Origin of the sequence: Halomonas sp. DN3 (assembly GCF_024137905.1) — a bacterium.
In the GTDB taxonomy this organism is placed as follows: domain Bacteria; phylum Pseudomonadota; class Gammaproteobacteria; order Pseudomonadales; family Halomonadaceae; genus Halomonas; species Halomonas litopenaei.
Genome location: NZ_CP099965.1, coordinates 389,166 through 412,313, shown reverse-complemented (window position 1 = coordinate 412,313; position 23,148 = coordinate 389,166). Strand labels below are relative to the sequence as shown.

The 23,148-nt window shown below is 65.5% G+C and carries 19 protein-coding genes; 11 read left to right on the top strand and 8 right to left on the bottom strand.

The genetic code is table 11. The features are described 5' to 3' along the window. Position 1 precedes the first annotated feature (1 nt). Together NKF27_RS01870 and NKF27_RS01865 are read right to left on the bottom strand one after the other, a co-directional pair. Positions 2-1,159 (bottom strand): efflux RND transporter periplasmic adaptor subunit, encoded by a 1,158-nt coding sequence (locus tag NKF27_RS01870; RefSeq protein ID WP_108131137.1) that lies wholly within the window; start codon positions 1,157-1,159, stop codon positions 2-4. Between the two features lie 16 nt (positions 1,160-1,175). After that, positions 1,176-1,769, bottom strand: a complete 594-nt coding sequence (locus NKF27_RS01865; protein WP_108448433.1) for a TetR/AcrR family transcriptional regulator — start codon at positions 1,767-1,769, stop codon at positions 1,176-1,178. A gap of 217 nt (positions 1,770-1,986) precedes the next feature. Here NKF27_RS01865 and NKF27_RS01860 point away from each other — a divergent pair, with 217 nt between their 5' ends. Then, on the top strand, positions 1,987-3,642 hold the full coding sequence (locus NKF27_RS01860; protein ID WP_231498506.1) for an iron ABC transporter permease: 1,656 nt from the start codon (positions 1,987-1,989) through the stop codon (positions 3,640-3,642). Positions 3,643-3,729: 87 nt separating this feature from the next. Here the strand turns inward: NKF27_RS01860 and NKF27_RS01855 are convergent, their stop codons facing one another. Further along, a complete protein-coding gene (locus NKF27_RS01855; RefSeq protein WP_045991380.1) occupies positions 3,730-4,875 on the bottom strand; it encodes an ABC transporter ATP-binding protein in 1,146 nt (381 codons plus the stop codon). Positions 4,876-5,257: 382 nt separating this feature from the next. Here NKF27_RS01855 and NKF27_RS01850 point away from each other — a divergent pair, with 382 nt between their 5' ends. Beyond that, a complete protein-coding gene (locus tag NKF27_RS01850) occupies positions 5,258-6,277 on the top strand; it encodes a Fe(3+) ABC transporter substrate-binding protein (RefSeq protein WP_108131134.1) in 1,020 nt (339 codons plus the stop codon). A gap of 146 nt (positions 6,278-6,423) precedes the next feature. Here NKF27_RS01850 and NKF27_RS01845 read toward each other — a convergent pair whose 3' ends face one another. Then, on the bottom strand, positions 6,424-6,933 hold the full coding sequence (locus NKF27_RS01845; RefSeq protein WP_253555119.1) for a hypothetical protein: 510 nt from the start codon (positions 6,931-6,933) through the stop codon (positions 6,424-6,426). Between the two features lie 122 nt (positions 6,934-7,055). Then, positions 7,056-7,964, bottom strand: coding sequence for a LysR family transcriptional regulator (locus NKF27_RS01840; RefSeq protein WP_253556395.1), 909 nt, complete (start codon positions 7,962-7,964; stop codon positions 7,056-7,058). A gap of 202 nt (positions 7,965-8,166) precedes the next feature. Between NKF27_RS01840 and NKF27_RS01835 the strand changes: the two genes are divergently transcribed. From NKF27_RS01835 to NKF27_RS01820, 4 genes are all read left to right on the top strand, one after another. Then, the gene (locus NKF27_RS01835; protein ID WP_253555117.1) at positions 8,167-9,534 is read left to right on the top strand and encodes a uracil-xanthine permease family protein; all 1,368 of its coding nucleotides are present in this window, start codon (positions 8,167-8,169) and stop codon (positions 9,532-9,534) included. Then, positions 9,531-10,985, top strand: coding sequence for an amidohydrolase family protein (locus tag NKF27_RS01830; protein ID WP_253555115.1), 1,455 nt, complete (start codon positions 9,531-9,533; stop codon positions 10,983-10,985). The genes NKF27_RS01835 and NKF27_RS01830 overlap by 4 nt, the downstream gene beginning before the upstream one ends. Beyond that, positions 10,979-11,692 (top strand): sulfite exporter TauE/SafE family protein, encoded by a 714-nt coding sequence (locus tag NKF27_RS01825; protein ID WP_253555114.1) that lies wholly within the window; start codon positions 10,979-10,981, stop codon positions 11,690-11,692. The genes NKF27_RS01830 and NKF27_RS01825 overlap by 7 nt, the downstream gene beginning before the upstream one ends. A gap of 73 nt (positions 11,693-11,765) precedes the next feature. Then, positions 11,766-12,833, top strand: a complete 1,068-nt coding sequence (locus NKF27_RS01820; protein WP_253555113.1) for a sodium:calcium antiporter — start codon at positions 11,766-11,768, stop codon at positions 12,831-12,833. A gap of 8 nt (positions 12,834-12,841) precedes the next feature. Here the strand turns inward: NKF27_RS01820 and NKF27_RS01815 are convergent, their stop codons facing one another. Beyond that, positions 12,842-13,570: a haloacid dehalogenase type II gene (locus NKF27_RS01815; protein WP_253555111.1), complete on the bottom strand. Its 729-nt coding sequence runs from the start codon at positions 13,568-13,570 to the stop codon at positions 12,842-12,844. A 79-nt stretch (positions 13,571-13,649) separates the two neighbouring features. Then, positions 13,650-14,531, bottom strand: coding sequence for a LysR family transcriptional regulator (locus NKF27_RS01810; RefSeq protein WP_253555109.1), 882 nt, complete (start codon positions 14,529-14,531; stop codon positions 13,650-13,652). A gap of 89 nt (positions 14,532-14,620) precedes the next feature. Between NKF27_RS01810 and NKF27_RS01805 the strand changes: the two genes are divergently transcribed. Then, positions 14,621-15,367 (top strand): NAD(P)H-dependent oxidoreductase, encoded by a 747-nt coding sequence (locus tag NKF27_RS01805; protein ID WP_253555107.1) that lies wholly within the window; start codon positions 14,621-14,623, stop codon positions 15,365-15,367. A gap of 39 nt (positions 15,368-15,406) precedes the next feature. On the opposite strand, the gene polA is transcribed toward NKF27_RS01805, so the two are convergent. Further along, positions 15,407-18,208, bottom strand: a complete 2,802-nt coding sequence (gene polA / locus NKF27_RS01800; RefSeq protein WP_253555106.1) for a DNA polymerase I — start codon at positions 18,206-18,208, stop codon at positions 15,407-15,409. A 299-nt stretch (positions 18,209-18,507) separates the two neighbouring features. Between polA and NKF27_RS01795 the strand changes: the two genes are divergently transcribed. The 4 genes from NKF27_RS01795 to NKF27_RS01780 all read left to right on the top strand — a co-directional run bounded on the left by NKF27_RS01795 (position 18,508) and on the right by NKF27_RS01780 (position 23,147). Then, positions 18,508-18,777 carry a DUF2782 domain-containing protein gene (locus tag NKF27_RS01795; protein WP_253555105.1) on the top strand — a complete coding sequence of 90 codons (270 nt, stop codon included), beginning with the start codon at positions 18,508-18,510 and terminating at the stop codon, positions 18,775-18,777. Positions 18,778-18,935: 158 nt separating this feature from the next. Then, a complete protein-coding gene (locus NKF27_RS01790; protein ID WP_253555104.1) occupies positions 18,936-19,901 on the top strand; it encodes a homoserine kinase in 966 nt (321 codons plus the stop codon). Continuing rightward, positions 19,898-21,817 carry a biosynthetic arginine decarboxylase gene (gene speA, locus NKF27_RS01785; RefSeq protein ID WP_253555103.1) on the top strand — a complete coding sequence of 640 codons (1,920 nt, stop codon included), beginning with the start codon at positions 19,898-19,900 and terminating at the stop codon, positions 21,815-21,817. Before NKF27_RS01790 ends, speA begins: the two co-directional genes overlap by 4 nt. A gap of 229 nt (positions 21,818-22,046) precedes the next feature. Continuing rightward, positions 22,047-23,147 (top strand): alcohol dehydrogenase family protein, encoded by a 1,101-nt coding sequence (locus NKF27_RS01780; RefSeq protein ID WP_253555102.1) that lies wholly within the window; start codon positions 22,047-22,049, stop codon positions 23,145-23,147. The last annotated feature ends 1 nt before the right edge of the window (position 23,148 follow it).

Genomic DNA, 23,148 nt, shown 5'->3' with positions numbered 1-23,148 from the left:
ATCAGAGCCCCTCTTCCTTGATCCAGGGTCGTACCCTGCGTCCTTCCTGCATGCGTTCGGCACCGGCGGCGACCAGCCGGTCGCCGGCCTCGAGCTCGCCCTCGATCAGCATCCCCTGGGTGGTGATGCGCCCCGGCACGACCGGCACCGCCTCGACACGCCCAGGGCCATCGGCGCGGGACTCGTCGTCGGGCACGAAGCGCCACACCACCGCCTGGTCAGGCTGCGATTCCCGCGTGGCCACCGCCGCCACCGGCACCCGCCAGGGATCCTGGCTATCACCGGTCAGGGCGCTCATGTCCAGCAGCACCGTGGCGCTCATGCCCGACAGCACCGTGATGTCGTCAGGTTCAGGCAGGGTCAGGGTGACCTCATAGCTCAGCGACCCCTGGCTGACGCTGCTGTCGTGCTCCTTGTAGCGGGCCGGGTAGCGCTGCTGCTGGTTCTCGGCGAAGGTCACCCAGACCACCGCATCCTCGCCGTCCTGCACCGCCTGGGCGCGCTCGTCATTGATCCGGCGGACCTGCTGCTCAGGCAGCTGGAAGGTCACGTCGATGGATCCCGGCTGCTGCAGCTCGGCGATGGTCTGCTGGGCACCGACCACCTGATAGTTGTCCACCGGAACCGACGCGATCACGCCGCTGAAGGGCGCACTGAGCTCGGTGTAGCTGAGCTGGTCCTGGGCCTGCTTGAGCTGGGCCTGGGCCGACAGAAACTCGGCACGCGCCTCGTCGAAGCGGGACCGACTGATGGCACCACGCTCCAGCGAGATACGCATACGCTCGTAGGTCGCCTCGGCCAGGTTGTAGCTCGAACGGGCGTTGGCCAGCTGGCTCTTGGCATCACGATCATCGAGGCGGGCGATAAGGTCCCCCGCTTCCACCTCATCCCCCGGCTGCACGGCCAGCTCGCGCAGTTCCCCACCGACCCGGAACGACAGCTCCGAACGCTCCGAGGCCTGCACCTGGCCGGGATAACGCATCAACATGCCCTGGCGCCCGGCGTCCAGCGACACCAGCTTCACCGGGTGTACCTGCTGCTGGGACAAGGGCGGCTGGTCGGATTCACAGCCGGCGACAAGCGCCACGACGGCAAGCAGACTGAACCTGGCCAGCAGGCGCTCAAGGCGCGACGTCGGAGGAAACGTAGAGAAGGTCATGGGGGCTCCTGAGGCGTCAGGGACGCGAGTTGTCGTGGCGAACGGCAATGGCGTCCCAGGCCATCGCAAAGGCCTGGTCGATATTGGTGTGGGTGGGCTCGAACGGGTGGCTCCCCTGGCTCTGCACCAGGTGGTAGATCGGGCGGAACATGAAGCTTTCCAGCAGCGCAAGCCCAACCGGCTTGAGCACGCCATCCCGATGCCCTTGGGCGATGGCATCGAGCAAGGGCGCCAGGCGCAGATCGTTGCGCTCGCGGACCCGATCATTCATCCATACCGAATGGCTGAAGGCGTCGTGGAAGCGAAACAGGCGCGGCTGGTCGAGGGCCAGATGAAACAGCGCATGCCACATCTCGCGCAGCGCCTGGCGCAGCTCAAGTGCCGCATCGAAGGCCTCCAGGGCGGTATCGATCAGCTGGTCACAGACGTGCACAAAGGTCGCCTCCAGCAGGGCGTCCTTGTCGGCAAAGTGGATATAGAGGGTGGCGGGCGACACCCTGGCGCGACGCGCGATACGGGCCACCGAGGCCACGCCGAAGCCGTGCTCGGTGACCTCGACCAGGGTCGCCTCGAGCAGTGCCACCCGCTTGGTGTCGTCGCGTGGGCGCATGACATTTACCCTCTTTTGAGATGCCTCTTAAAATAAATGAATAGTTATTCACTTTCAAAGCCCGCCGAGCCAAGGTCTCACTTCCGTTTGGTGCGCGCCTCCATGCCTCCCCTTGATGGCCAACTGCAGCCGCCGGCACGGACTGGTATGATCTGGCCTCCCGTCCGTCAGCGGTGCCCGCAGCAGGAGTCCGTCCGTGTCCAGCAGTACTCATTCCGTGGCCAAGGTTCGTTCCCGGCGGCTTTCGCGCTGGGGCTGGTTGACGCTGGCGGTCGCCGCGGTGGTAGCACTGCCGGTGCTGGTGATCCTGGCCCATATTCTGGTGCCCGCCGGCGATATCTGGCGTCACCTGGCCGACACTGTGCTGACGCGTTATCTGCTCAACACCCTGTTCCTGGTACTCAGCGTCGGCCTTGGCACCCTGGCCATCGGTACCGGCTGCGCCTGGCTGGTAGTGATGTGCCGTTTTCCCGGCAAGCGCCTGTTCGAATGGGCCATGCTGCTGCCGTTGGCGGTACCCACCTACGTCATCGCCTACGCCTACACCGACTTTCTGCAGTACGCAGGGCCGGTGCAGGAGGCCCTGCGCGAAGCCTTCGGCTGGTCCCGCGGGGACTACTGGTTTCCCGACATCCGCTCGTTACCGGGTGCCGCCACCCTGATCACCCTGGTGCTCTACCCCTACGTGTACATGCTGGCCAGGGCGGCCTTCCTCGAGCAGTCGGTGTGCATGCTCGACGTGGGACGCACCCTGGGCCGCGGCCCCTGGCAGATGTTTACCCAGGTGGCGGTACCGCTGGCGCGACCGGCGCTGGTGGGGGGCGTGTCGCTGGCCTTGATGGAAACCCTCAACGAGTTCGGCGCGGTGCAGTACTTCGGCGTGGATACCTTCACCACCGGCATCTATCGCACCTGGTTCGGACTTGGCGAACAGGTCGCCGCCGCCCAGCTGGCGGCGTGCCTGCTGGCCTTCGTGATCCTGTTCGTGCTGCTGGAGCGCTGGTCCCGGGGCAAGCGCCGCTTCCACCACACCTCTCACCGCTACCAGCAACTACCGGAGTACCGCCTAAGCGGTGCACGCGCCTGGGCGGCCACCCTGGCCTGCGCGCTGCCGGTGACGGTGGGCTTCCTGTTGCCCTGCCTGCTGCTGGGGTACATGGCGCTGAAGGCCGGAGACAGCGTGCTGGGCAGCGCCTTTTTCGAATACGCCGGCAACAGCCTGCTGCTGGCAGCCGTCGCCGCCCTGATCGCGGTGGGGCTGGCGGTGGTGCTGAGCTATGGCGCCCGACTCGAACAGGGCCCGCTGACCCGCACGGCCACGCGGGTGGCCTCGCTGGGCTACGCGATTCCGGGGTCGGTGGTGGCGGTAGGCATCCTGATCCCCTTCGCCTGGGTCGACGTCCAGCTCAACCAGCTGTACAAGGCCGCCACCGGGGAGGTGATCGGCCTGATCCTCAGCGGTACCGCCTTTATCCTGATCTATGCCTATGTGGTGCGTTTTCTCGCGGTGTCGTTCAACGCCGTGGAAGCGAGCCTGGGCAAGGTCACCCCGTCGATGGACGCGGCGGCCCGGACCCTCGGCGAGACCGCCACCGGCACCCTGCGCAAGGTGCATACGCCGATCATGCGCGGCAGCCTGCTGGCCGCCGGGATCCTGGTCTTCGTCGACGTGATGAAGGAGCTGCCGGCCACCATCATCCTGCGCCCGTTCAACTTCGACACCCTGGCGGTACGAGCCCACAACCTGGCCGCCGACGAACGCCTGGCCGAGGCTTCGACAGCGTCCCTGGCCATCGTTGCCGTGGGGATCATTCCGGTGGTGCTGCTGAGCCTGGCGATGCGCCGCTCGCGACCGGGCCAGGCCAGCGACTGACGCTGGCCCCTGCTGGATACGACTGGATACGACTGGATACGACCCGATACGAATAGCGCCCCCCCTGGTGCGCCGGGGCCAGGGGGTCTAGACGGCTTCGGCGCCGGACGCCTCGGCGGGGAACACGAATACCTGGGCCGGGTCGAGACTGACCTGCACGGCCTGGCCTTCCCTCGGCAGAAAGACCCCGGGTACCCGGGCGTGCATGTGGGCCTCCTGGCCATCGATACCGTGCACGCAGAGGTGCAGCAGACTGCAACGCCCCAGCAGTCGTGCCATCAGCACGTGGCTGTGGTGGGCGTGCTGGCCGTCGCTCTCGATTTCCACCACCCTGAGCGCCTCCGGGCGCATCAGCACCTGGGCGCGGGCGCCGTCAGGCAGGTCGGTGGCGACGGGCCCCACCGCGGTATGCACATAGCCACGCTGGGCGACGCCTTCCAGGCGATTGACGTCCCCGAAGAAGGTCACCACGAAGGGGTCGGCCGGCGCGCAGTAGAGCTCTTCCGGCGTGCCTACCTGCACCACCCGACCATCGCGCATCAGCACGATGCGATCGGCCATGAACATCGCCTCTTCGGGGTCATGGGTCACCAGCAGAGTGCCAGCGCCCACCTGCTTGAGCACGTGCAGGGTGTCATCGCGAATACGGTCCCTGAGACGCGCGTCGAGGCTCGAGAAAGGCTCGTCCAGCAGCATCAATTGCGGCGAGGGCGCCAGGGCCCTGGCCAGGGCCACCCGCTGCTGCTGGCCACCGGACAGGGTGTGCGGGAAGGCCTCGGAGTAGCCGTCCATGCCCAGCTGAGCGAGCAGCTCCAGGGCACGTTCACGGCGCGCCCGCGCCGGCATCCCCTTGAGCCCGAAGGTCACGTTGTCGAGCACGCTCAAGTGGGGAAACAGTGCCGATTCCTGGAAGGCCAGCCCCACGCTGCGCTTCTCCGGCGGCACGTGGGGACGCCCCGGTGCGGCCAGGGTCTGGCCGTCGAACTTGAGCTCCCCCTGCTGCAACGCCTCGAGTCCGGCGACGATGCGCAGCAGCGTCGTCTTGCCACAGCCCGACGGCCCGAGCAGGCACACCACCTCGCCCGGCGCGATGTCGAAGGAGGCGTCGCTGACGGCAAGCTTGCTGTCGTATCGATGCTGGATATTGCGCACAGCCAGCAGAGGATCGGCGACAACGCCTTCCTCGAAGGTCTGCTCGGAAACGGTGGCGGAGCTGGCAAGGTGTGAGGTCATGGAGGGGATCGCGTGTCGAAGGTCGGATGGACGACGGCGAAAGCCGATGGATTGGCCATGGTAACGCGAATCCTTTCGACACGCCTTCTCCTTTGCCTGTGCGATATCTCCCGCTCCAACAGGTCAGCCTCGCAGTTCTGCCGGCTCCCGAAGCAGCGGGTGCCAGGGGGCGCAGCGCCAGGCTGGAGCGCCCGATGGTCGGAGGTATCCGCCCCCGACGCAGCCCCCGTCAGTACATCGATCGTGCCCCCTCCACTATGCCGAGAGAAGCACCCTGCATCAGCCCAAGGAGGCACAGTGATTGACGCCGTGCCCGGGAGGTCGTTCAATACGGACACCGAATGACACGTATTATCATTCCATCCGCCACTCGAGGTCTCCGATGTCCAACGTCTCTCGTCTTGCCATCGCCATCGCCCTGGCCGGCGCTTCCGGTCTCGCCTACGCCGACGGCAGCGTCAATGTGTACTCGGCACGTCACTACGACTCCGACCAGGCCATGTACGACGCCTTCACCGAACAGACCGGCATCGAGGTCAACGTGCTGCAGGGCGATTCCGACCAGCTCATCCAGCGCATCAAGCGCGAGGGCGAGGCCAGCCCCGCCGACATCATGATGACCGTGGACGCCGGCCGCTTGTGGCGCGCCGAGGAGGAAGGCATCTTCGCGCCGGTGGACTCCGAGGTGCTCAACGAGCGCCTGCCCGAGAGCATGCGTCACCCCGAAGGCGACTGGTTCGGCTTCAGCCAGCGTGTGCGGGCGATCTTCTACAACCCCGAGACCATCGAGCCCGAGCAGGTCGACAGCTACGAGAAGCTGGCCGACCCCAGCCTCAAGGGCAAGATCTGCATCCGTTCCTCCAACAACATCTACAACCAGTCACTGCTGGCCTCGATGGTCGAGCACCACGGTGAAGAAGGTGCCGAAGAGTGGGCCCAGGGCGTGGTCGACAACATGGCTCGCGACCCCGAGGGTGGCGACCGCGACCAGATCAAGGGCGTGGCCAGCGGCGAGTGCGACGTGGCGGTGGCCAACCACTACTACTACGTGCGTCTGCTGACCTCCGACGACGCCGACGAGCGCGAGGCCGCCGAAAGCGTGCAGATCCTGTTCCCCAATCAGGATGACCGTGGTGCCCACGTCAACGTCGGTGGTGCCGGCCTGGTCAAGGGTGCACCTAACCACGACAACGCCGTCGCCTTCCTCGAGTTCCTGGCCTCCGACGAAGCTCAGGAACTGTTCGCCGTGGGCAACCACGAATTCCCGGTGGTCGAGGGTGTCGCCGTGGACGAGGTACTCGGCTCCTGGGGCGAGTTCAAGAAGGACGAAGTCAACGTCAGCGTGCTGGGCGAGAACAACCCGGAAGCGGTCAAGATCTTCGATCGCGTCGGCTGGCGTTAAGCCCATCCACGCCAGGCCCTCGCCGCTGATGAGGGCCTGCGCAAGCAGCACAAACGCCAAGGCCACAACGACAGGGCCCGTGCCGATCGGCACGGGCCCTGTCGTGAGTGCAGTCAATGGACCCGTCATGGGCCCAACAGCGGCAGTCAGCCGTCGGTGGACTCCAGACGCCGATCATCCGGATGCTGCCACACATCCAGGCTGCCCATACGGCGGCCGCGGTCGTTGAGGAAGGTTTCCAGCGTCACGGTGGTGTCGCTGCCGGCCCGGGAGAAGACCAGACGATCGGACGTCTCGCGGGTGGAGGTCCAGTCACTGCCCAGGCACTGGCCAAGGGCCTCACCACCGGCCACCAGGGCACCACGCGGGTCGTCACTGTCCATCCGTCCGAAACAGGAGTAGTGATCCGGGCGCTGCGCCGAGGTGATCAGACAGGAGTCGTGGAAGGCCTGGACATCGGTTTCCCAGCTGCGGGTCAGCCGAGTGTCGTCGAAGCGTCCCTTGATGTCGGTGAAATCATTGTCGGCACTGGCCACGGCCTGATTGAGGGCGTCGCAGTCGAACATCTCGGCCGCTGTCTGCGGTTGTGAGGTCGACGCACAGCCAGCCAGTGTCAGCATGGCCACAGCGGCCCATCCCATCTTTCCCCGTGTCATATCCTTGTCTCCGGCAGTGAGGCCGTGGCAACCACGACCAGATAAGCAATCCATGACCGACACCATAGCACCCGCAGTGCCATCTCGGCAGTCTGAAGGCCTACTTCGCGTGACGCGAGTGACTAGGCGGTGGTGGCGACATCCAGTTCCTTCAGCGCCTCATCCAGCATTTCGGCGAATACGGCGATGGCCAGAGGCAGCGGCCGATCCTTGGCCACACACATTTCCAACTGTGCCGCAGCGATACCACGATCCCGCAAAGGCACAAAGACAAGCTCCCCCTCGGCCAGTTCACGAGTCACATCCAGCGGATTGAGAAACGCCACGCCCACGCCCTCTCTGGCGAGCGACTTCATGCTCAGGATGCGGCCACACGCGGCAACGGCGGAGAGTCGCACGTCCTGAGTGGACAGCGCGCGTTCCAGAGTAGAGCCACGAAACATTGCCTGGTCCGGCAAGATGACCGGGACGTTCTCGAAATCCTTGAGGCGAAGCTCGCTCGCCTTGGCCAGAGCGTGCCACGGCGCCATGACCGCCCCGAAACGCAATTCGAGCCGTCGCAGGGTACGCAGGCGCGGATTGGACGGCGGATTGATGCAAAGCCCGATGTCAGCCTCTCCCGACAGGATAGCGTCGATGATGGGGTCGGTAAGATCGGTGGACAGGTCGAAACGCACACGAGGATAGCGCTCCATGAAGCGCCGAATGGTCACCGGCAGCAGGCGGTCAGTCACTGACTCCACCGACGCGACCCGCACCTCACTGGTACCGGTGCCACGGATATCGTCCAGCACCCCCAGCAGCTGACGTTCGTCCCGCTGCCACTGTCGCACCTGATAGACCAGCAGCTCGCCCGCCGAGGACAGACGCAGGCCGCGGGGAAGCCGCTCGAACAGCGGTACGCCAAGCTCGTCCTCCAGCTTGAGGATCTGGCGATTGACCGCCGAGGCCGCCACATGGAGGTGGTCTGCGGCCCTGCGGATCGACCCTTGTCGGGCAACCTCATCGAAATAGCGTAGCGCGGTGGTCATCAAGGGCACGCGGAGTCTCCTGATTCGTCAGACCATGGCTGGCTCACTAATCGTTGCCATTTCGGCAACACATCTCACGAAAAACGATGATAGACGCGCACACTGACTCAGCGCTAGCTTTCCTCTGAAACCCGCAGAAGAAACGCGGTTCGGCAAACACCTGGACGCACACTCTTGAACGACAACAACAATGAGGCCACCCATGTCTTCTCCTCTTCACACCGATTCCGTCGATCCGGTGGACGAACGGCTGCCACTGAAGGCTGCCATCCTCTGCGGCTTGCAGCACGTACTGGTGATGGCAGCCGCACCGATTACGGCGGTCTTCCTGGTCGGCCAGACGCTGGGCTTCGGGCCTGACGTCACGGTACCGCTGATGAGCGCCACCTTCCTCGCCTGTGGCCTCGGCACCCTGCTGCAATCCATCGGGGTACTGGGCTTCGGCGCGAGACTCCCGTTCGTGCAGGTACCTGGCGGTGCCCCCATCGTCATCTTTCTGGCGATCGCCCAGGCCACCGATATCCAGACCGCCACCGGTGCGGTGATTCTGACCGCCTTGTTCTACTTCCTGGCACTGCCCTTCTTCACCCGAGTTCTCCGCTTCTTTCCGCCCATCGTGATCGGCACCATGCTGCTGCTGGTGGCCATCAACCTGGTCAAGATCTTCGGTGGCCTCATCGCCGGGCGCCCTGACAGCCCCGACTTCGCCGCCCCTTCGACCATTCTGCTGGCGCTGGCCACCATCGCCTGCATCGTCATCAGTGCCAGAGTGTTTACCGGCGCCCTGCGTCGCATCTCGGTGATGATCGGGCTTGTCATGGGTGCGCTGATCGCGGCAGCCTTCGGTCACCTCAGCGTGGCGGGCATCCTCGATGGCCCCTTGATCGCCCTGCCCCAGCTCTTTCCTTTCGGCATGCCCAAGTTCGACCTGCTGGCGTCGCTGCCGCTGATCATCTTCAGCGTGGTGTCGATGACCGAGGCCACCGGCCAGACCATGGCCACCGCCGAAATCGTCGGCAAGCGAGGCGATGCCAAGGCCCTGGTTCCCAGAAACATTCGCGCCGACGCCCTGGGCTCGCTGTTTGGCGGCTGCCTCGGCACCTCGCTGATCATCACCAGCGGCGAGAATATCGGCATCATCCGGGCCACTGGCGTGCGCTCGCGCTATGTCACCATCGCCGCCGGCTGTCTGCTGATCCTGCTGGCCATGCTGGCACCTCTGGGCCGACTGGCCGCCACCCTGCCGACACCGGTGGTGGCCGGCACCGCCGTCATCGTCTTCGCCATCATCGGGGTCATGGGCATCAATATCCTGCGCCGCGTCGACTTCAATGAGCACGGCAACCTCTTCACGCTGGCCTCGGCGATGGCCATGGGGCTGCTGCCGATCGTTGTACCGGGCTTCTACTCTGCCTTCCCGACCCACCTGCAGATCATCCTGGGTAATGGACTGGCCATGGGCACCCTCACCGCGGTGATCGTCAACCTGGCCTTCTACCACCTGGGCAGCGGCAACAGCGCCCGAGAGACCCAGCCCACCCACACCGAAGCTCCGGAGACAGATTCATGACGCTCGATCAGCAACTGCGCCAGCGACTCTCGGCCAGCGAGCTGCTGCTGTGCCCTGGCGAACTGCTCACGAATGGAAGCATTCAGCGTGACATGGGAGTCGTGACGAGCGCCGGGCGCTTCATCGATATCGGACCCAAGGAAGCCCTGGTCGCCCGTCATCCGACGTTGCCCCCGATCGACCTGCCGGGACACCTGATGATGCCGGGGTTCGTCGACAGCCACCATCATCTGACCCAGTCACTGGGCAAGTCGCTGGTGTTCGGGGAGCCCTCCGAAATCTTTCGGCGAATCTGGGTGCCGCTGGAGTCCAGCCTGGACGAGCGACTGCTTCACTTGTCGTCCAAACTGGCGGCGCTCGAGGCCTTGCGTGGAGGCTTTACCACTGCGGTGGACGCGGGCACCCGCAGTGCGGGGGAAATCGGCGCACTCGCCAAGGCGGCCGAAGAAAGCGGGCTTCGCTGCGTGCTCGGCATGATCTGCAATGATCGCGGCGGTAGCGGTTCGCCCCAGCAACGCAACGCCATTCTCGACCGTGCCGTGGCCCACCTGGCGGACTACCGCGACCACGCGTTGATCCATCCATCCCTGGCAATTTCCATTCCCGAAGCGGCCAGCGACGATATGCTCAATGACGTCGCCACGCTATGCCGCGACAAGGGAGCGATCTTCCAGAGCCACATCAACGAGCACCTCCAGGCGGTCGAACGCTCTCTGGTAACGCGCTCACAGCGGCCGCTGGAGCATCTGCACACGGTGGGCGCACTCGGCCCACAGACCCTGATCGCCCACGCCACCCTGGTCACGCCAGACGAACTCAATCTGCTGCGAGATACCGATACCGCGGTGGCCTTCAATCCGGTCGCCAGCAGCTGGAAAGGCAACGCGGTGGCGCCCGCCCTGCAGATGGCGGCGCTTGGCATCCGTTTCGGGCTCGGTACAGACGGGACCCGCAGTGATGCCTTTCGCCTGATGGATGCGGCCGAGACCAGCCAGCGAATGGCCTTCGGTCTGGCTACCGGCGACAGCTCCTGCGGCGGTGGCTGGCGCTGGCTGGAGCACGCTACCCAGGGCAGCGCCGAGTGCTGCGGGCTTGGCAGCATCACCGGCGATATCACTGTGGATAAAGCCGCCGACTTCCTGCTGGTGGATCTCGAGGTGCCTGAGATGACGCCTTCCTGGGACCGGCCCTGGGAACTTGTGCGCTACGGCAATCGGGATCAGATCGAAGCCGTGTTCACCGCTGGCCGACTGAGACTCTGGCAAGGCTGGCCAGTGGACTGGGACGCACGGGCACTGCTTGCCGAGGTCCGCGAGGTGGCTCCCGCCGCCATCAACAAGGCACCGATCCAGCGGGTCCATCCGACCTCCGAGGTGCATCGCGAGCGCCATGCAAAAGCTCGTGAAGCGACGCCCTCAAGGCAGCGAGGCAATGGGGAGCCCCGATGCTGACGACCACTACCTATGCGATCGCCGCCGTAGCCACCCTGCTGGCGTCCTTCGTCCAGGGTGCCATCGGTATCGGTTTCGCACTGATTGTGGCCCCGGTGCTGGGAATTCTGGCACCGACTCTGCTGCCGGTGGCATTGCTGGTCCTGATGCTTCCGCTGAATCTGCTGGTGGCGCTGCGCGAGCGCGAGGCCATCGATTGGCGCGGCAGCGCCTGGATCAGCGCTGGACGATTGCCAGGCACCCTGGCCGGGCTCGCGGTGTTGATGGTGCTGAGCACTCAGGGGCTCAACCAGTTGATCGGAGCTTCCACCGTGCTCGCGGTGCTGGTCGCCCTGTTTGCCCCGGTATTTCGACCGGGCACCGGCGCCTGCCTCACGGTGGGTGCCATCACCGGTGTCACCGAAACCGCCACCGGGGTCGGCGGCCCTCCCCTGGCACTGCTCTACCAGCATCGACCGGGTCCTGAGCTACGTTCCACCATTGCCTGCTGCTTCGTGGTCGGCGAGGTACTGTCACTGTTGATTCTCGCCATGGCAGGTGCCGTGCAACAGAAACAGCTGTGGTGGGCGCTCGCTCTTCTTCCCCCTCTGCTGATCGGTACCGTCTTGAGCCGAATCATGCACCAGCGTCTGGATGCCAAGCGACTGCGTCAGGGGGTCCTGTTGTTTGCGCTACTCTCGGGGCTGTTCCTGATGGTGCCGCGATAGTCAGCGTCTGTCTTTTGCGCGACCGATCAAGACGGCTAAGCTGACAAGGCCACTTCTCGCTCAAGGATAGGGAATGTCCGCCATCTTGCTCTGGACGCTGGTCGCCGTCATCGCCACCGCCATCATCTGGAAGGGCAGCGGTCTGCTCGAACGCTCTAGCCAGCGCCTGTCGGCCTACTATCGGCTACCGGAGATCGTCCAGGGTGCCATCGTGGTGGCAGTGGGCTCGAGCTTCCCGGAGCTGTCCACCACCGTCATCTCGACCCTGGTCCACGGCGAGTTCGAGCTCGGCGTGGCGGCCATCGTCGGCTCGGCGCTGTTCAATATCCTGGTGATTCCCGGGCTCAGCGGGCTAGCCGCGAAGTCACCGCTTCAGGCCAATCGCGACCTGGTCTACAAGGAAGCCCAGTTCTACATGATCGCGGTGGCGGTGCTGACCCTGACCTTTGCCTTCGCCGCGATCTACCACCCGGTGGAATCCTCGACCCAGGGCGGCAGCATCCAGGGCGAGATGACCCGCTGGCTGGCCTTGATGCCGGTGGCACTGTATGGGCTCTACCTGTTTGTGCAGTACCAGGACACCCTGGATCATGAATCCGACGAGGACGTCAGCGACATCCGTCCGGGGCGTGAGTGGGGACGACTGGCGCTGTCGCTGGTGGTCATCGTGATCGGCGTCGAGGGGCTGGTACGCGCAGCGATCAACTTCGGCGAGATCTTCGGCACCCCGAGTTTCCTGTGGGGCATCACGGTGGTCGCCGCCGGCACCTCGATCCCCGACGCCTTCGTCTCCATCCGCGCGGCGCGCCAGGGACGCGGCGTCACCAGCATCGCCAATGTGCTCGGCAGCAACACCTTCGACCTGCTGGTGTGCATCCCCGCGGGGGTGCTGATCGCCGGTACCGCGGTGATCGACTTCTCGCTGGCGGCGCCGATGATGGCCGCGCTGACCTTCGCCACGGTGCTGCTGTTTCTGATGATGCGCACCCATATGATCCTGTCGCGGCGCGAGTCGGTGTGTCTGCTGGTGGTCTACGCGGCCTTCGTGGTGTGGGTCTCGCTTGAATCCTTCGGCACCATCGATCTGGTGCCGCACCTGCCGCCACCGGGCGCTGTCAGCGCCCACGCCACGACTGGATAGCGATGACACTAGGCGCCCAGACGATCCGCCAGGTCAATCAGCGAACCTGCATGAATATTGTTGCCGGGTGAGCCATCCACCGCCTTGGGGGCGTCTTCGCCGAACTCGTTGGGACGTTCGATGTAGGCGGTCTTGAGGCCGCAGCGGCGGGCGGCGTCGAGGTCGTCCTGATGGGCGGCCACCAGCATCACCTCCTCGGGGGCCACCTCGAACACCTCGGCCACCCCCAGATAGGTGTCGGGATGCGGCTTGTAGGCGCGGAAGACCTCGGCGGACAGGATCAGGTCCCAGGGCAGGCCGGCGTGCTTGGCCATATTGGCGAGCAGCCCCAGGTTGCCATTGGACAGGGTACACAGGGTGTAGTCGCGCTTGAGCCGTGACAGCCCCTCGACGCTGTCGGGCCAGGGCGCCAGACGATGCCAGGCGCGGTTGAGATGGGCCCTGCCCGCCTCGTCCAGTTCCAGCTGGTGGCGATCGAGCAGCTCATCGAGAATCATCCGGTGCAAGTCGTCGATTCGTGTCCAGCCAAGCTCGCCGGACATCACCCTGTCCATGGCCGGCCGATAGCCCGCGCGCCAGGCTCTGGCGAAGTCCGCGGGCGTCATCGATGCCGATGTAGCGGGCGAAGAGAGCAAACCCAGCGCCTCGACCTCCCGGGCGATACTGCCGTGCCAGTCGACCACGGTGCCGAAGATATCGAAGGCGAGTATCTGCGGGCGTACAGGTGTTGTCGTCATGGTCGCTCTCCTTGTTTCGCGGCCGGTGGATCTTGTCCGAAGTCGTAGCGGTACCCTGCGTCGGGTACCAAGGCTTGGCCTATCGCTTTGGGTCTGCCGCCCCGGGCGCCAACCTCGCCCTGAGCGACTCGGCAAGAAAGTCGATAAACAGGCGTATACGCACGACCTGATGCATGTCCTGGTGGGCCAACAGCCACAGGTCCACCGCCAATGTCTCCAACTCATCTCCCACCTGTTTCAAGCCGACATCAGCATCGCCCAGATAACAAGGAAGCACCACCGCCCCCAAGCCACGCCTGGCGGCCTGCTGCCGCCCCAGCAGGCTATCGCAACGCAAGCGGACCATGGCTCGTTCGACCTTGTCTTCCATCCAAGCCGCCAGCGCCGCATCGTCGGGGCGCTGTCCCTGATCAATCCAGGCGGTGATGTCGCCCGGCTCGGAGATATCGCCATCGCGAGCCACGTAGATCGCCTGTCGGATCGAACCGACTCGCCGACCGACCAACGTCTCGGGTGGCTGGTTGGAGGGCCGAATCGCTACCTCTGCGTCGCGAGCGGCCAGATCATAGAGGGCATTGGAGACCGAGACATCAAGCACGATGGCGGGATGGCGTTGCTGGAACGCCTCGAACACCGGCATCAACAGCCCCTGCAGCAAAGAGTCTGTCAGGGTGACGCGAATGACGCCCTCCAACCGTTGATCCCGCCCCTGGATGCGGCGCGTCACCCCATCTACCTCCTGATGCACGCGCGCTGCCGCCTGCGCCATCTCTTCCCCCGCCAAGGTGGGCTGGTAACCACCGGGTGTGCGTTCGAACAACAGCACCCCCAGGCGCCGCTCGATGTTACGCAGGCGCCGAAACACGGTGGCGTGGCTGACGCCAAGCTGGCGTGCCGCCCCTGAGAGAGAGCCCGAGCGCGAAATCTCGCGTACCGTCCTCAAGTCGTCCCAACTGTTCATTTTTGCAAAGCCCACTGACAAGAATGGGGAATTTCATTGCACAAGTGTAAGGCATAGCCTGAACCACACCCACCGCAATGGAGTCGACCATGAATGTCCTGATCGTTCACTGTCACCCCGAGCCCCACTCCTTGAACGGCGCCTTGACCGCCATCGCCGCCGACACTCTGACCTCCCAGGGCCATCGGGTGGAGATCAGCGACCTTTACGCTGAAGGTTTCGATGCCATTGAACACCCATGTCACTATCGCAACCGTCAGGATTCGCAGGTGTTTAGTGCACTGACGGAGCAACGCCACGCCTTCGAAGGCGGACAGCTTCCCGACGACGTGGCAAGAGAAATCCAACGGCTGGAACAGGCAGACCTGCTGGTCCTTCAGTTTCCGCTGTGGTGGCATGGCCCACCGGCCATGCTCAAGGGCTGGTTCGATCGCGTGATGGTGTACGGAGGCATGTACTCCGGCAGTCGCCGCTATGATCGCGGGCGACTCAAGGGCAAACGCGCCATCTGCGCGGTGACGACAGGATCGCCGGCGGAGGCCTTCGAGCCTGCCGGTAGAGCGGGAGACATCGTTCGGCTGATGTACCCCCTCCACTGTTCCCTGTACTACCTGGGCCTTGAGGTGCTGCCGCCACAGCTCGCCTTCGGCATCCAGGGCGGCGGTCTCGCCTATCAGGAGGAGGCTGCATTCCGCCGGCACCTCGAAAGCACCAAGGCCGACTGGCGAGCCAGGCTCAAGAGCCTGGAAGGGGAGGCGACGATCCCCTTCTCAGGGTGGGATGACTGGGACGAGCAAGGTCGGCTGGGCCTGCGTCATCCTCTGCGATGGCGATAGAAGCCTCCAACTCGGCGCTCCACCATCCGCGGCATCGCCTCAGTGCGCTTCATCCCAGTTGTCACCGCACTCGGCCTCGACGATCAGTGGCACGTCGAGGCTGGCGGCGTTCTGCATGCGCGACTTGACCTCTTCCATGAAGGCCTCGGCCTGATCTTCCTTGACCTCGAACACCAGTTCGTCGTGGACCTGCATCACCATCCAGGCGTCGAAGCCGTCGCTGCCGGCCTGGTCTGCGAGCCAGGCGTCCATATCGATCATCGCGCGCTTGATGATGTCCGCCGCGGTGCCCTGCATCGGTGCGTTGATGGCGGTGCGCTCGGCGCCCTGGCGCCGGGCACGGTTCTGGGAATGGATCTCCGGCAGGTAGAGCCGGCGTCCGAAGACCGTCTCGACGTAGCCGTCTTCGGCGGCCTGGGCGCGGATGCGCTCCATATAGCGGGCGACCCCGGGATAGCGATCGAAGTAGCGGTCGATGTAGGTCTTGGCCTGGCTCTGCTCGATATGCAGCTGGCGGCCCAGGCCCCAGGCGCTCATGCCGTAGATCAGGCCGAAGTTGATCGCCTTGGCGCTGCGCCGCTGCTCGCCGTTGACCTTGTCCAGGGCCACCCCGAAGACCTCGGCGGCGGTGGCGGCGTGGATGTCCTTGTCCTCGGCGAAGGCCGACAACAGGCCCTTGTCGCCGGACAGATGCGCCATGATGCGCAGCTCGATCTGGGAGTAGTCCGCCGCCACGATGCGATAGCCCGGGCGTGCCACGAAGGCCTGGCGGATGCGCCGCCCCTCGTCGGTACGAATCGGGATGTTCTGCAGGTTGGGGTCGGAAGACGACAGCCTTCCTGTGGCGGTGACCGCCTGGTGGTAGCTGGTATGGACCCGGCCGGTGGCCTTGTTGACCAGCTTCGGCAGCTTGTCGGTGTAGGTCGAGCGCAGCTTGGACAGGCCGCGATGCTCGATGATCACCTTGGGCAGCGGGTAGTCCAGCGCCAGCTCCTCGAGCACCGCCTCGGCGGTGGAGGGCGCGCCCTTGGGGGTCTTCTTGATCACCGGGATGCCCTGCTCCTCGAACAGGATCTGGCCGAGCTGCTTGGGCGAGCCCAGGTTGAACTCGCGCCCGGCAAGCTCATAGGCCCGGGCCTCGAGCTCGCGAATGCGCTCCCCCAGCTCCCGGCTCTGGGTATGCAGTAGCTCCGCGTCCAGCGCCACGCCGTTGCGCTCCATGCGCGACAGCACTCGCACCAGCGGGCGTTCGAGCTCGTCGAGGACCTCGGCCAGGCGACCGGTGTCGTCCACTCGCGGGCGCAGCGTCTGGTGCAGCCGCAGGGTGATGTCGACGTCCTCGCAGGCGTAGGGCGCCGCCTGTTCCAGGGCGATCTGGTTGAAGGTCAGCTGCTTGGCGCCCTTGCCGGCGATGTCCTCGAACTTGACGGTGCCCTCGCCCAGGTACTTGAGCGCCAGCGAGTCCATGTCGTGGCGGGTGGCGGTGGAGTCGAGCACGTAGGACTCGAGCATGGTATCCACCAGGGGCCCCTTGACCGGGATGTCGTAGCGCGCCAGCACCGAGATATCGTACTTGAGATTCTGGCCGATCTTGGCGATCGCCTCGTCGGCCAGGATCGGCGCCAGCGCCTCGAGCACCGCCTTGCGATCGAGCTGGGCCGGGGCGTCGAGATAGTCGTGGCCCAGCGGGATATAGGCCGCCTCGCCGGGCGTCAGGCACAGGCCGACACCGACGATGTCGGCCTCCATGTAGTTGAGGCTGGTGGTCTCCAGATCGAAGCAGAAGGCCTCGGCAGCGGCCAGTCGCTCAAGCCAGGCGTCCAGTTCAGCCTGCTCGAGGATCACCGTATCCTGACGCTCGCTGGAGGGCGTCGCCTGGGCCTTGTTCTTGTTATCGCCTTCGCCTCCGTTGTCCCCCTCGGGGGTGTCGGAACCACCGGCGACGTCATCGACGCCTTTATCCTGGCCGGCCAGCAGCTCCGACAGCCAGTTCTTGAACTCCAGGCGCTGATAGAGCGTCTTCAGCGCCTCGCGATCCGGTGCGGCGATGGCCAGATCATCGAGGCCGAGCTCCAGTTCGCAGTCGGTCTTGATGGTCGCCAGTTCGTAGGACAGGTAGGCCTTGTCGCGGTGCTCCTCGAGCTTTTTGGGCAGCGTCTTGGCGCCACGAAACGACAGCGTCTTGACCTTGTCGAGATCGCCGTAGATGACGTCGAGCCCGCCTTCCATGCCCTGCAAAAGGCCGATGGCGGTCTTCTCGCCCACCCCAGGGACCCCGGGGATGTTGTCGACCTTGTCGCCCATCAGCGCCAGGTAGTCGATGATCAGCTCCGGTGGCAGGCCGAACTTGTCCTTGACCCCGTCCACGTCCAGGGTCTCGTCCTTCATGGTGTTGACCAGGGTGATATGGCCATTGACCAGCTGTGCCATGTCCTTGTCACCGGTGGAAATCACCGCGTCGCGACCGGCGTCGGTGGCCATCTTCGCCAGGGTGCCGATGACGTCGTCGGCCTCGACCCCCTCGATGCACAAAAGCGGCAGGCCAAGCGCGCGCACGCACTCGTGCAGTGGCTTCACCTGGGCGCGCAGGTCGTCGGGCATCGGTGGCCGCTGGGCCTTGTACTGGTCGTAGAGCTCGTCGCGGAAGGTCTTGCCCGGGGCGTCGAAGATCACCGCCATGGGACTGTCCGGGTAGTCCTTGATAAGCCGCTTGAGCATGTTGATCACGCCCTTGATGGCGCCGGTGGGCTGACCCTCGGAAGTGGTCAGTGGCGGCAGAGCGTGGAAGGCACGGTACAGATAGGAGGAACCGTCGACGAGAACGATGGGGCTTGAGGCCATGGATCGGCGTCCCTGTAAGGATAAATGACTACGATGCCACCCATGATACGCATCCCTTTCGTGTTTTGCCGGACGCTTTTGCGACCCTTGACGCGGTCACGGCCATTGCCCTGTCCTTGCGCCAGCCGCCAGGCCCGCCCCCAAGCCCGCCCCTTGTGCCGGCCATCAGGCGCCTACCAGGGGCATCGGCCCTGTTCCTTTACTTTGCGAGGGGAACCTGTGCCGACGTATCATGGTCTGATCGAACAGTGTTCCCTTTGTTTTCCGGTCCTTTCATTCTCCCATCCTGGAGACCCACCATGACGATCACACGTATCGCGAGCGCCGCCCTGCTGTCGCTGGCCCTGCTGGCCGCCGCCGCGCCGGTGCTCGCCCAGGCGCAACCCGACGTCAGCGTCCGCCAGGAATCCGACCAGACGCTGCGCGAGTACCGCGTCAACGGCAAGCTGTACGCCATCAAGGTCGAGCCCAAGGATGGCAGCGCCTACTTCCTGGTCGACCGCAACGGCGACGGCAACTTCGAGCGTCAGGGCGGCGGCAACGTCGATATCCCCGGCTGGGTCCGCTGATTCACCGGCCTGCAGCCTGAGCGCCGCGCGTTACCCACCTGTTGATGCCCAGCTGGCAAGCGGGGCGAAAGCCCGCTGAGACCACACCCGTAGATCACGTGCAACTCGGTGCCAAGTCGCTACAATAGGCGCCTTGGCAACCCCGGGCGAGACGATCCATGGCCGTATTCACTCCGCTTGACGACACACAGGTCGCAGGCTTTCTCAGCCGTTTTGACGTCGGCGAACTGACGAAGCTGCAGGGCGTGCCCGCGGGCACCGAGAACAGCACCTTCTTTGTCACCACCGACCGTCGCGAACTGGTGCTGACGCTGTTCGAGCAGGGAGAGCACGAGGAGCTGCCGTTCTTCGTCGAGCTGCTCGACTTCCTCGACGAGCACCGAATTCCGGTGGCCGGACCGATCCACGACCGCGACGGTATCGCCCTGCACGAGCTGGCCGGCCGGCCGGCGCTGCTGTTTCCGCGCCTGCCGGGCGCCCACCCCAGCGCGCCCGACGTGACCCAGTGCCGCGCGCTGGGACAGGCGCTCGGCGAGATGCACCGTGTCTCCCGCCACTTCGGCGGACACCGTCCCAATCCCCGCGATATTCACTGGCTGTCGGCCATGCACCACAAGGTGCTGGTCTACCTCTCGCCCGAGGACCAGGCGCTGATGCAGGACGAGGTCGACGCCTATCAGGCCGCACTGGAAAGCGCCGAGCCGCTGCCCCAGGGCGCCCTGCACGGCGACCTGTTTCGCGACAACACCCTGTTCGACGGCGAGCGCCTGGGTGGCATCATCGACTTCTATAACGGCTGCACCGGCGACCTGCTGTTCGACCTGGCCATCGTCATCAATGACTGGGCCACCGACGCCGACGGTCGCCTGGTAGCCGAGCGCCACGACGCTCTGCTCGAGGCCTACCTGGCCGAACGCCCGCTGACCGCCACCGAGCGCGAACTGTGGCCGCTGATGCTGCGCCTGACCGCCCTGCGCTACTGGCTATCTCGCCTGCTGGTGGTCTACGTGGATCCACCGGCCCACGACCTGACTCCCCACGATCCCGAACAGTTCCGGCGCATCCTGCTTGCGCGCCTGGAACATGGAGCCCTGCCCTTGCCAGATATCGAGGCCCGCCCGTGAGCCACAAGCCCGACGCCGACTCCGCCGTGCAACGCGCCCGCCGCACCTGGAACATTGACCAGTGGGGCAGCGGCTACTTCGACGTGGACGAGGACGGACAGGCACTGGTCCGCCCGCTTGGCGAGGTCGAGCCCGGCCCCAGCCTGCCGCTGCGTGGCCTGGTCGACCAGATTCGCCAGGCCGGCCTGCGCCTGCCGGTGCTAATCCGCTTCACCGATATCCTGCACGACCGGGTCGAGCAGCTGTGCGCGGCCTTCGACCAGGCCATGGGCGAGGAAAACTTCGAGAGCGGCTATACCGCGGTGTACCCGATCAAGGTCAACCAGCAGCGTCGGGTGGTGGAAGAGATCCTCGCCACCAACGAGCGCGGGCGCGACCGGGTCGGCCTGGAGGCCGGCAGCAAGCCGGAACTGCTGGCGGTGCTGGCGCTGTCCGGCGATGGCCCTTCGCTGATCGTGTGCAACGGCTACAAGGATCGCGAGTACATTCGCCTGGCGCTGATGGGCGAGAAGCTTGGCCATCGGGTCTATCTGGTGGTGGAGAAGCTCTCCGAGCTGCCGATGATCCTCGAGGAGGCCGAGCGCCTGGGGGTGACCCCGCGCATCGGCCTGCGTGCCCGACTGTCCTCGGTGGGCCGCGGCAAGTGGCAGGACACCGGCGGCGAGAAGTCCAAGTTCGGCCTGACCGCCGGCCAGATCCTGACCGTGGTCGAGCGCCTGACCGAAGCCGGGCGACTCGACAGCCTGCAGCTGGTGCACTTCCACCTGGGCTCCCAGATCGCCAATATCGGTGATATCCAGCGCGGCCTGCGCGAGTGCGCGCGCTTCTACCAGTACCTGCGCCAACTGGGTGCGCCGGTGGACACCGTGGACGTGGGCGGTGGACTTGGCGTCGACTACGAGGGCACCCACTCGCGCAACTTCTGCTCGATCAACTACTCGATGCTCGAGTACGCCCGCAACGTGGTCTACGCCTTCAATCAGGTGTGTGCCGCCGAGGGGCTGCCCCAGCCACATCTGATCAGTGAATCCGGCCGCGCCCTGACCGCCCATCACGCAGTGCTGATCACCAACGTGATCGGCGAGGAAAGCGTGGACACCGCGCCGCCGGCCGAACGCAAGAGCGACGACCCCGAGGTCGAGGCGCTGTGGCGCACCCTGGACTTCCTCAAGCGCGAGCCGGAACCGCGTGGGCTGGTGGAGGCCTGGCACGACCTGATCCAGGACATGGGCGACCTGCACGACCGCTTCGTGCTGGGGGCCGCCGACCTGGCCGCCCGTGCCGAGGGCGAGAGCGTCTACTTCGCCGCCTGCGCCGCCCTGAGGTCACAGCTCGACCCGCGTAACCGCGCCCACCGCGAGATCCTCGACGAGCTGGCCGAGAAACTCGCCGACAAGCTGTTCGTCAACTTCTCGCTGTTTCAGTCGATGCCCGACGTCTGGGGCATCAAGCAGATCTTCCCGGTGCTGCCGCTGTCCGGGCTCGACCGTCGTCCCAGCCGCCGCGGAGTGATTCAGGACATCACCTGCGACAGCGATGGGCGCATCGACAGCTACGTCGACGGTCAGGGGGTCGAAACCACCCTGCCGCTGCCGGAGTGGCGCGAAGACGACGAGCGCCTGCTCGGCTTCTTCATGGTCGGCGCCTACCAGGAGATCCTCGGCGATCTGCACAACCTGTTCGGCGATACCGACGCTGTCGACGCCTCGCTGGATCGCGACGGCGGCTGGCGCCTGACCAACCTTCAGTGGGGCGACCGGGTCTCCGACGTACTGGGCTACGTCAACTTCAACGCCGACGTGCTGCGCGAACGGCTCAGGGTCCAGCTGACCCGCAGCAACCTCGACCCACGCGAGCAGCGTCACTTCCTCGATGACCTGTCTGAAGGGCTCGACGGCTACACCTATCTGGAGTGAGCCGACCCGCGGCTCCCACTCCGCAAGCCCCTCCGCCCGGCGATACCAGCAGCTATCGCCGGGCGTGTGTCTTCAGGGACATCCCCTCTTGCGCCAGGGTATCCGGCGTGGCGAGATATACAGCAAGCCAGAGACATCTTGACCACAGGAGGACAGCGCCATCGAATCCCAGGCCCCCCATCCCCGAGACTCACAGCCCCAAGACTCACAGCGCAGCGTTCCCCCCACCATGATGGCGGTGGTCACCACCGGCAACGGCGGCTACGACAAGCTCAGCTATCAACAAGTCCCGACCCCGACACCGGGCCCGGGTGAGGTGCTGCTGCAGGTGCTCGCCGCCGGCGTCAACAATACCGAGATCAATACCCGGCTCGGCTGGTACTCCGCCAGCGTCAAGAGCGACACCCGGGCATCGGCGGACGCTTTCGATGACAGCGCCGAGAACGCCTCCGACTCTGAGGATGGCGGTTGGAACGGCGCCACTCCCTTTCCGCTGATCCAGGGCACCGACTGCTGCGGCGAAGTGGTGGCCCTGGGCGCGCCGGGTGAGGAAGGTGCCGACGCCTCGGCCGACCTGCTGGGCAAGCGGGTACTGGTACGCGCCTGCATGCGCACCAGGGGCTTCGATCACTGGGACTCGGTGTGGATGGCCTCGGACTTCGACGGTGCCTTCGCCCAGTTCGTCAAGGTGCCCGCCAGCGAAGTGTTCCCGGTGGACTGCGACTGGAGCGACGAGGAACTCGCCACCATCCCCTGCGCCTACGGCACCGCAGAGAACATGCTGCACCGCGCTGGTGTCAGCGCCGGTGATCGGGTGCTGGTCACCGGTGCCTCGGGAGGTGTCGGCTCGGCGGTGGTGCAGTTGGCCAAGCGCCGGGGCGCCCACGTCACGGCGGTGGCGGGCAGCGCCAAGCATGAGGCGATCCGCGCCCTTGGCGCCGATCGCCTGCTCGACCGTGACGATGATCTGCTGGCAAGCCTCGGCGAGTCGAGCATCGATGTGGCGGTGGACAACGTTGCGGGCAAGGGCTTCGGCGGGGTGCTTGAGGTGCTCGACCGGGGCGGCCGCTACGTCTCCTCCGGCGCCATCGCCGGGCCAGTGGTGGAACTCGACATGCGCAAGCTGTACCTCAAGGACGTGCGCCTGATCGGCTCCACCGCCTGGGACGAGCCGATCTTTCCGGCCCTGATCGACTATATCGAGCGCGGCGAGATTCGTCCCCTGCTGGCCAGGACCTTCCCGCTTGCGCAGATCGTCGAGGCGCAGCAGGCCTTTCTCGAGAAGCAGCACGTGGGCAACTTCGTGCTGCTACCGCCGCCGCTGGATTGAC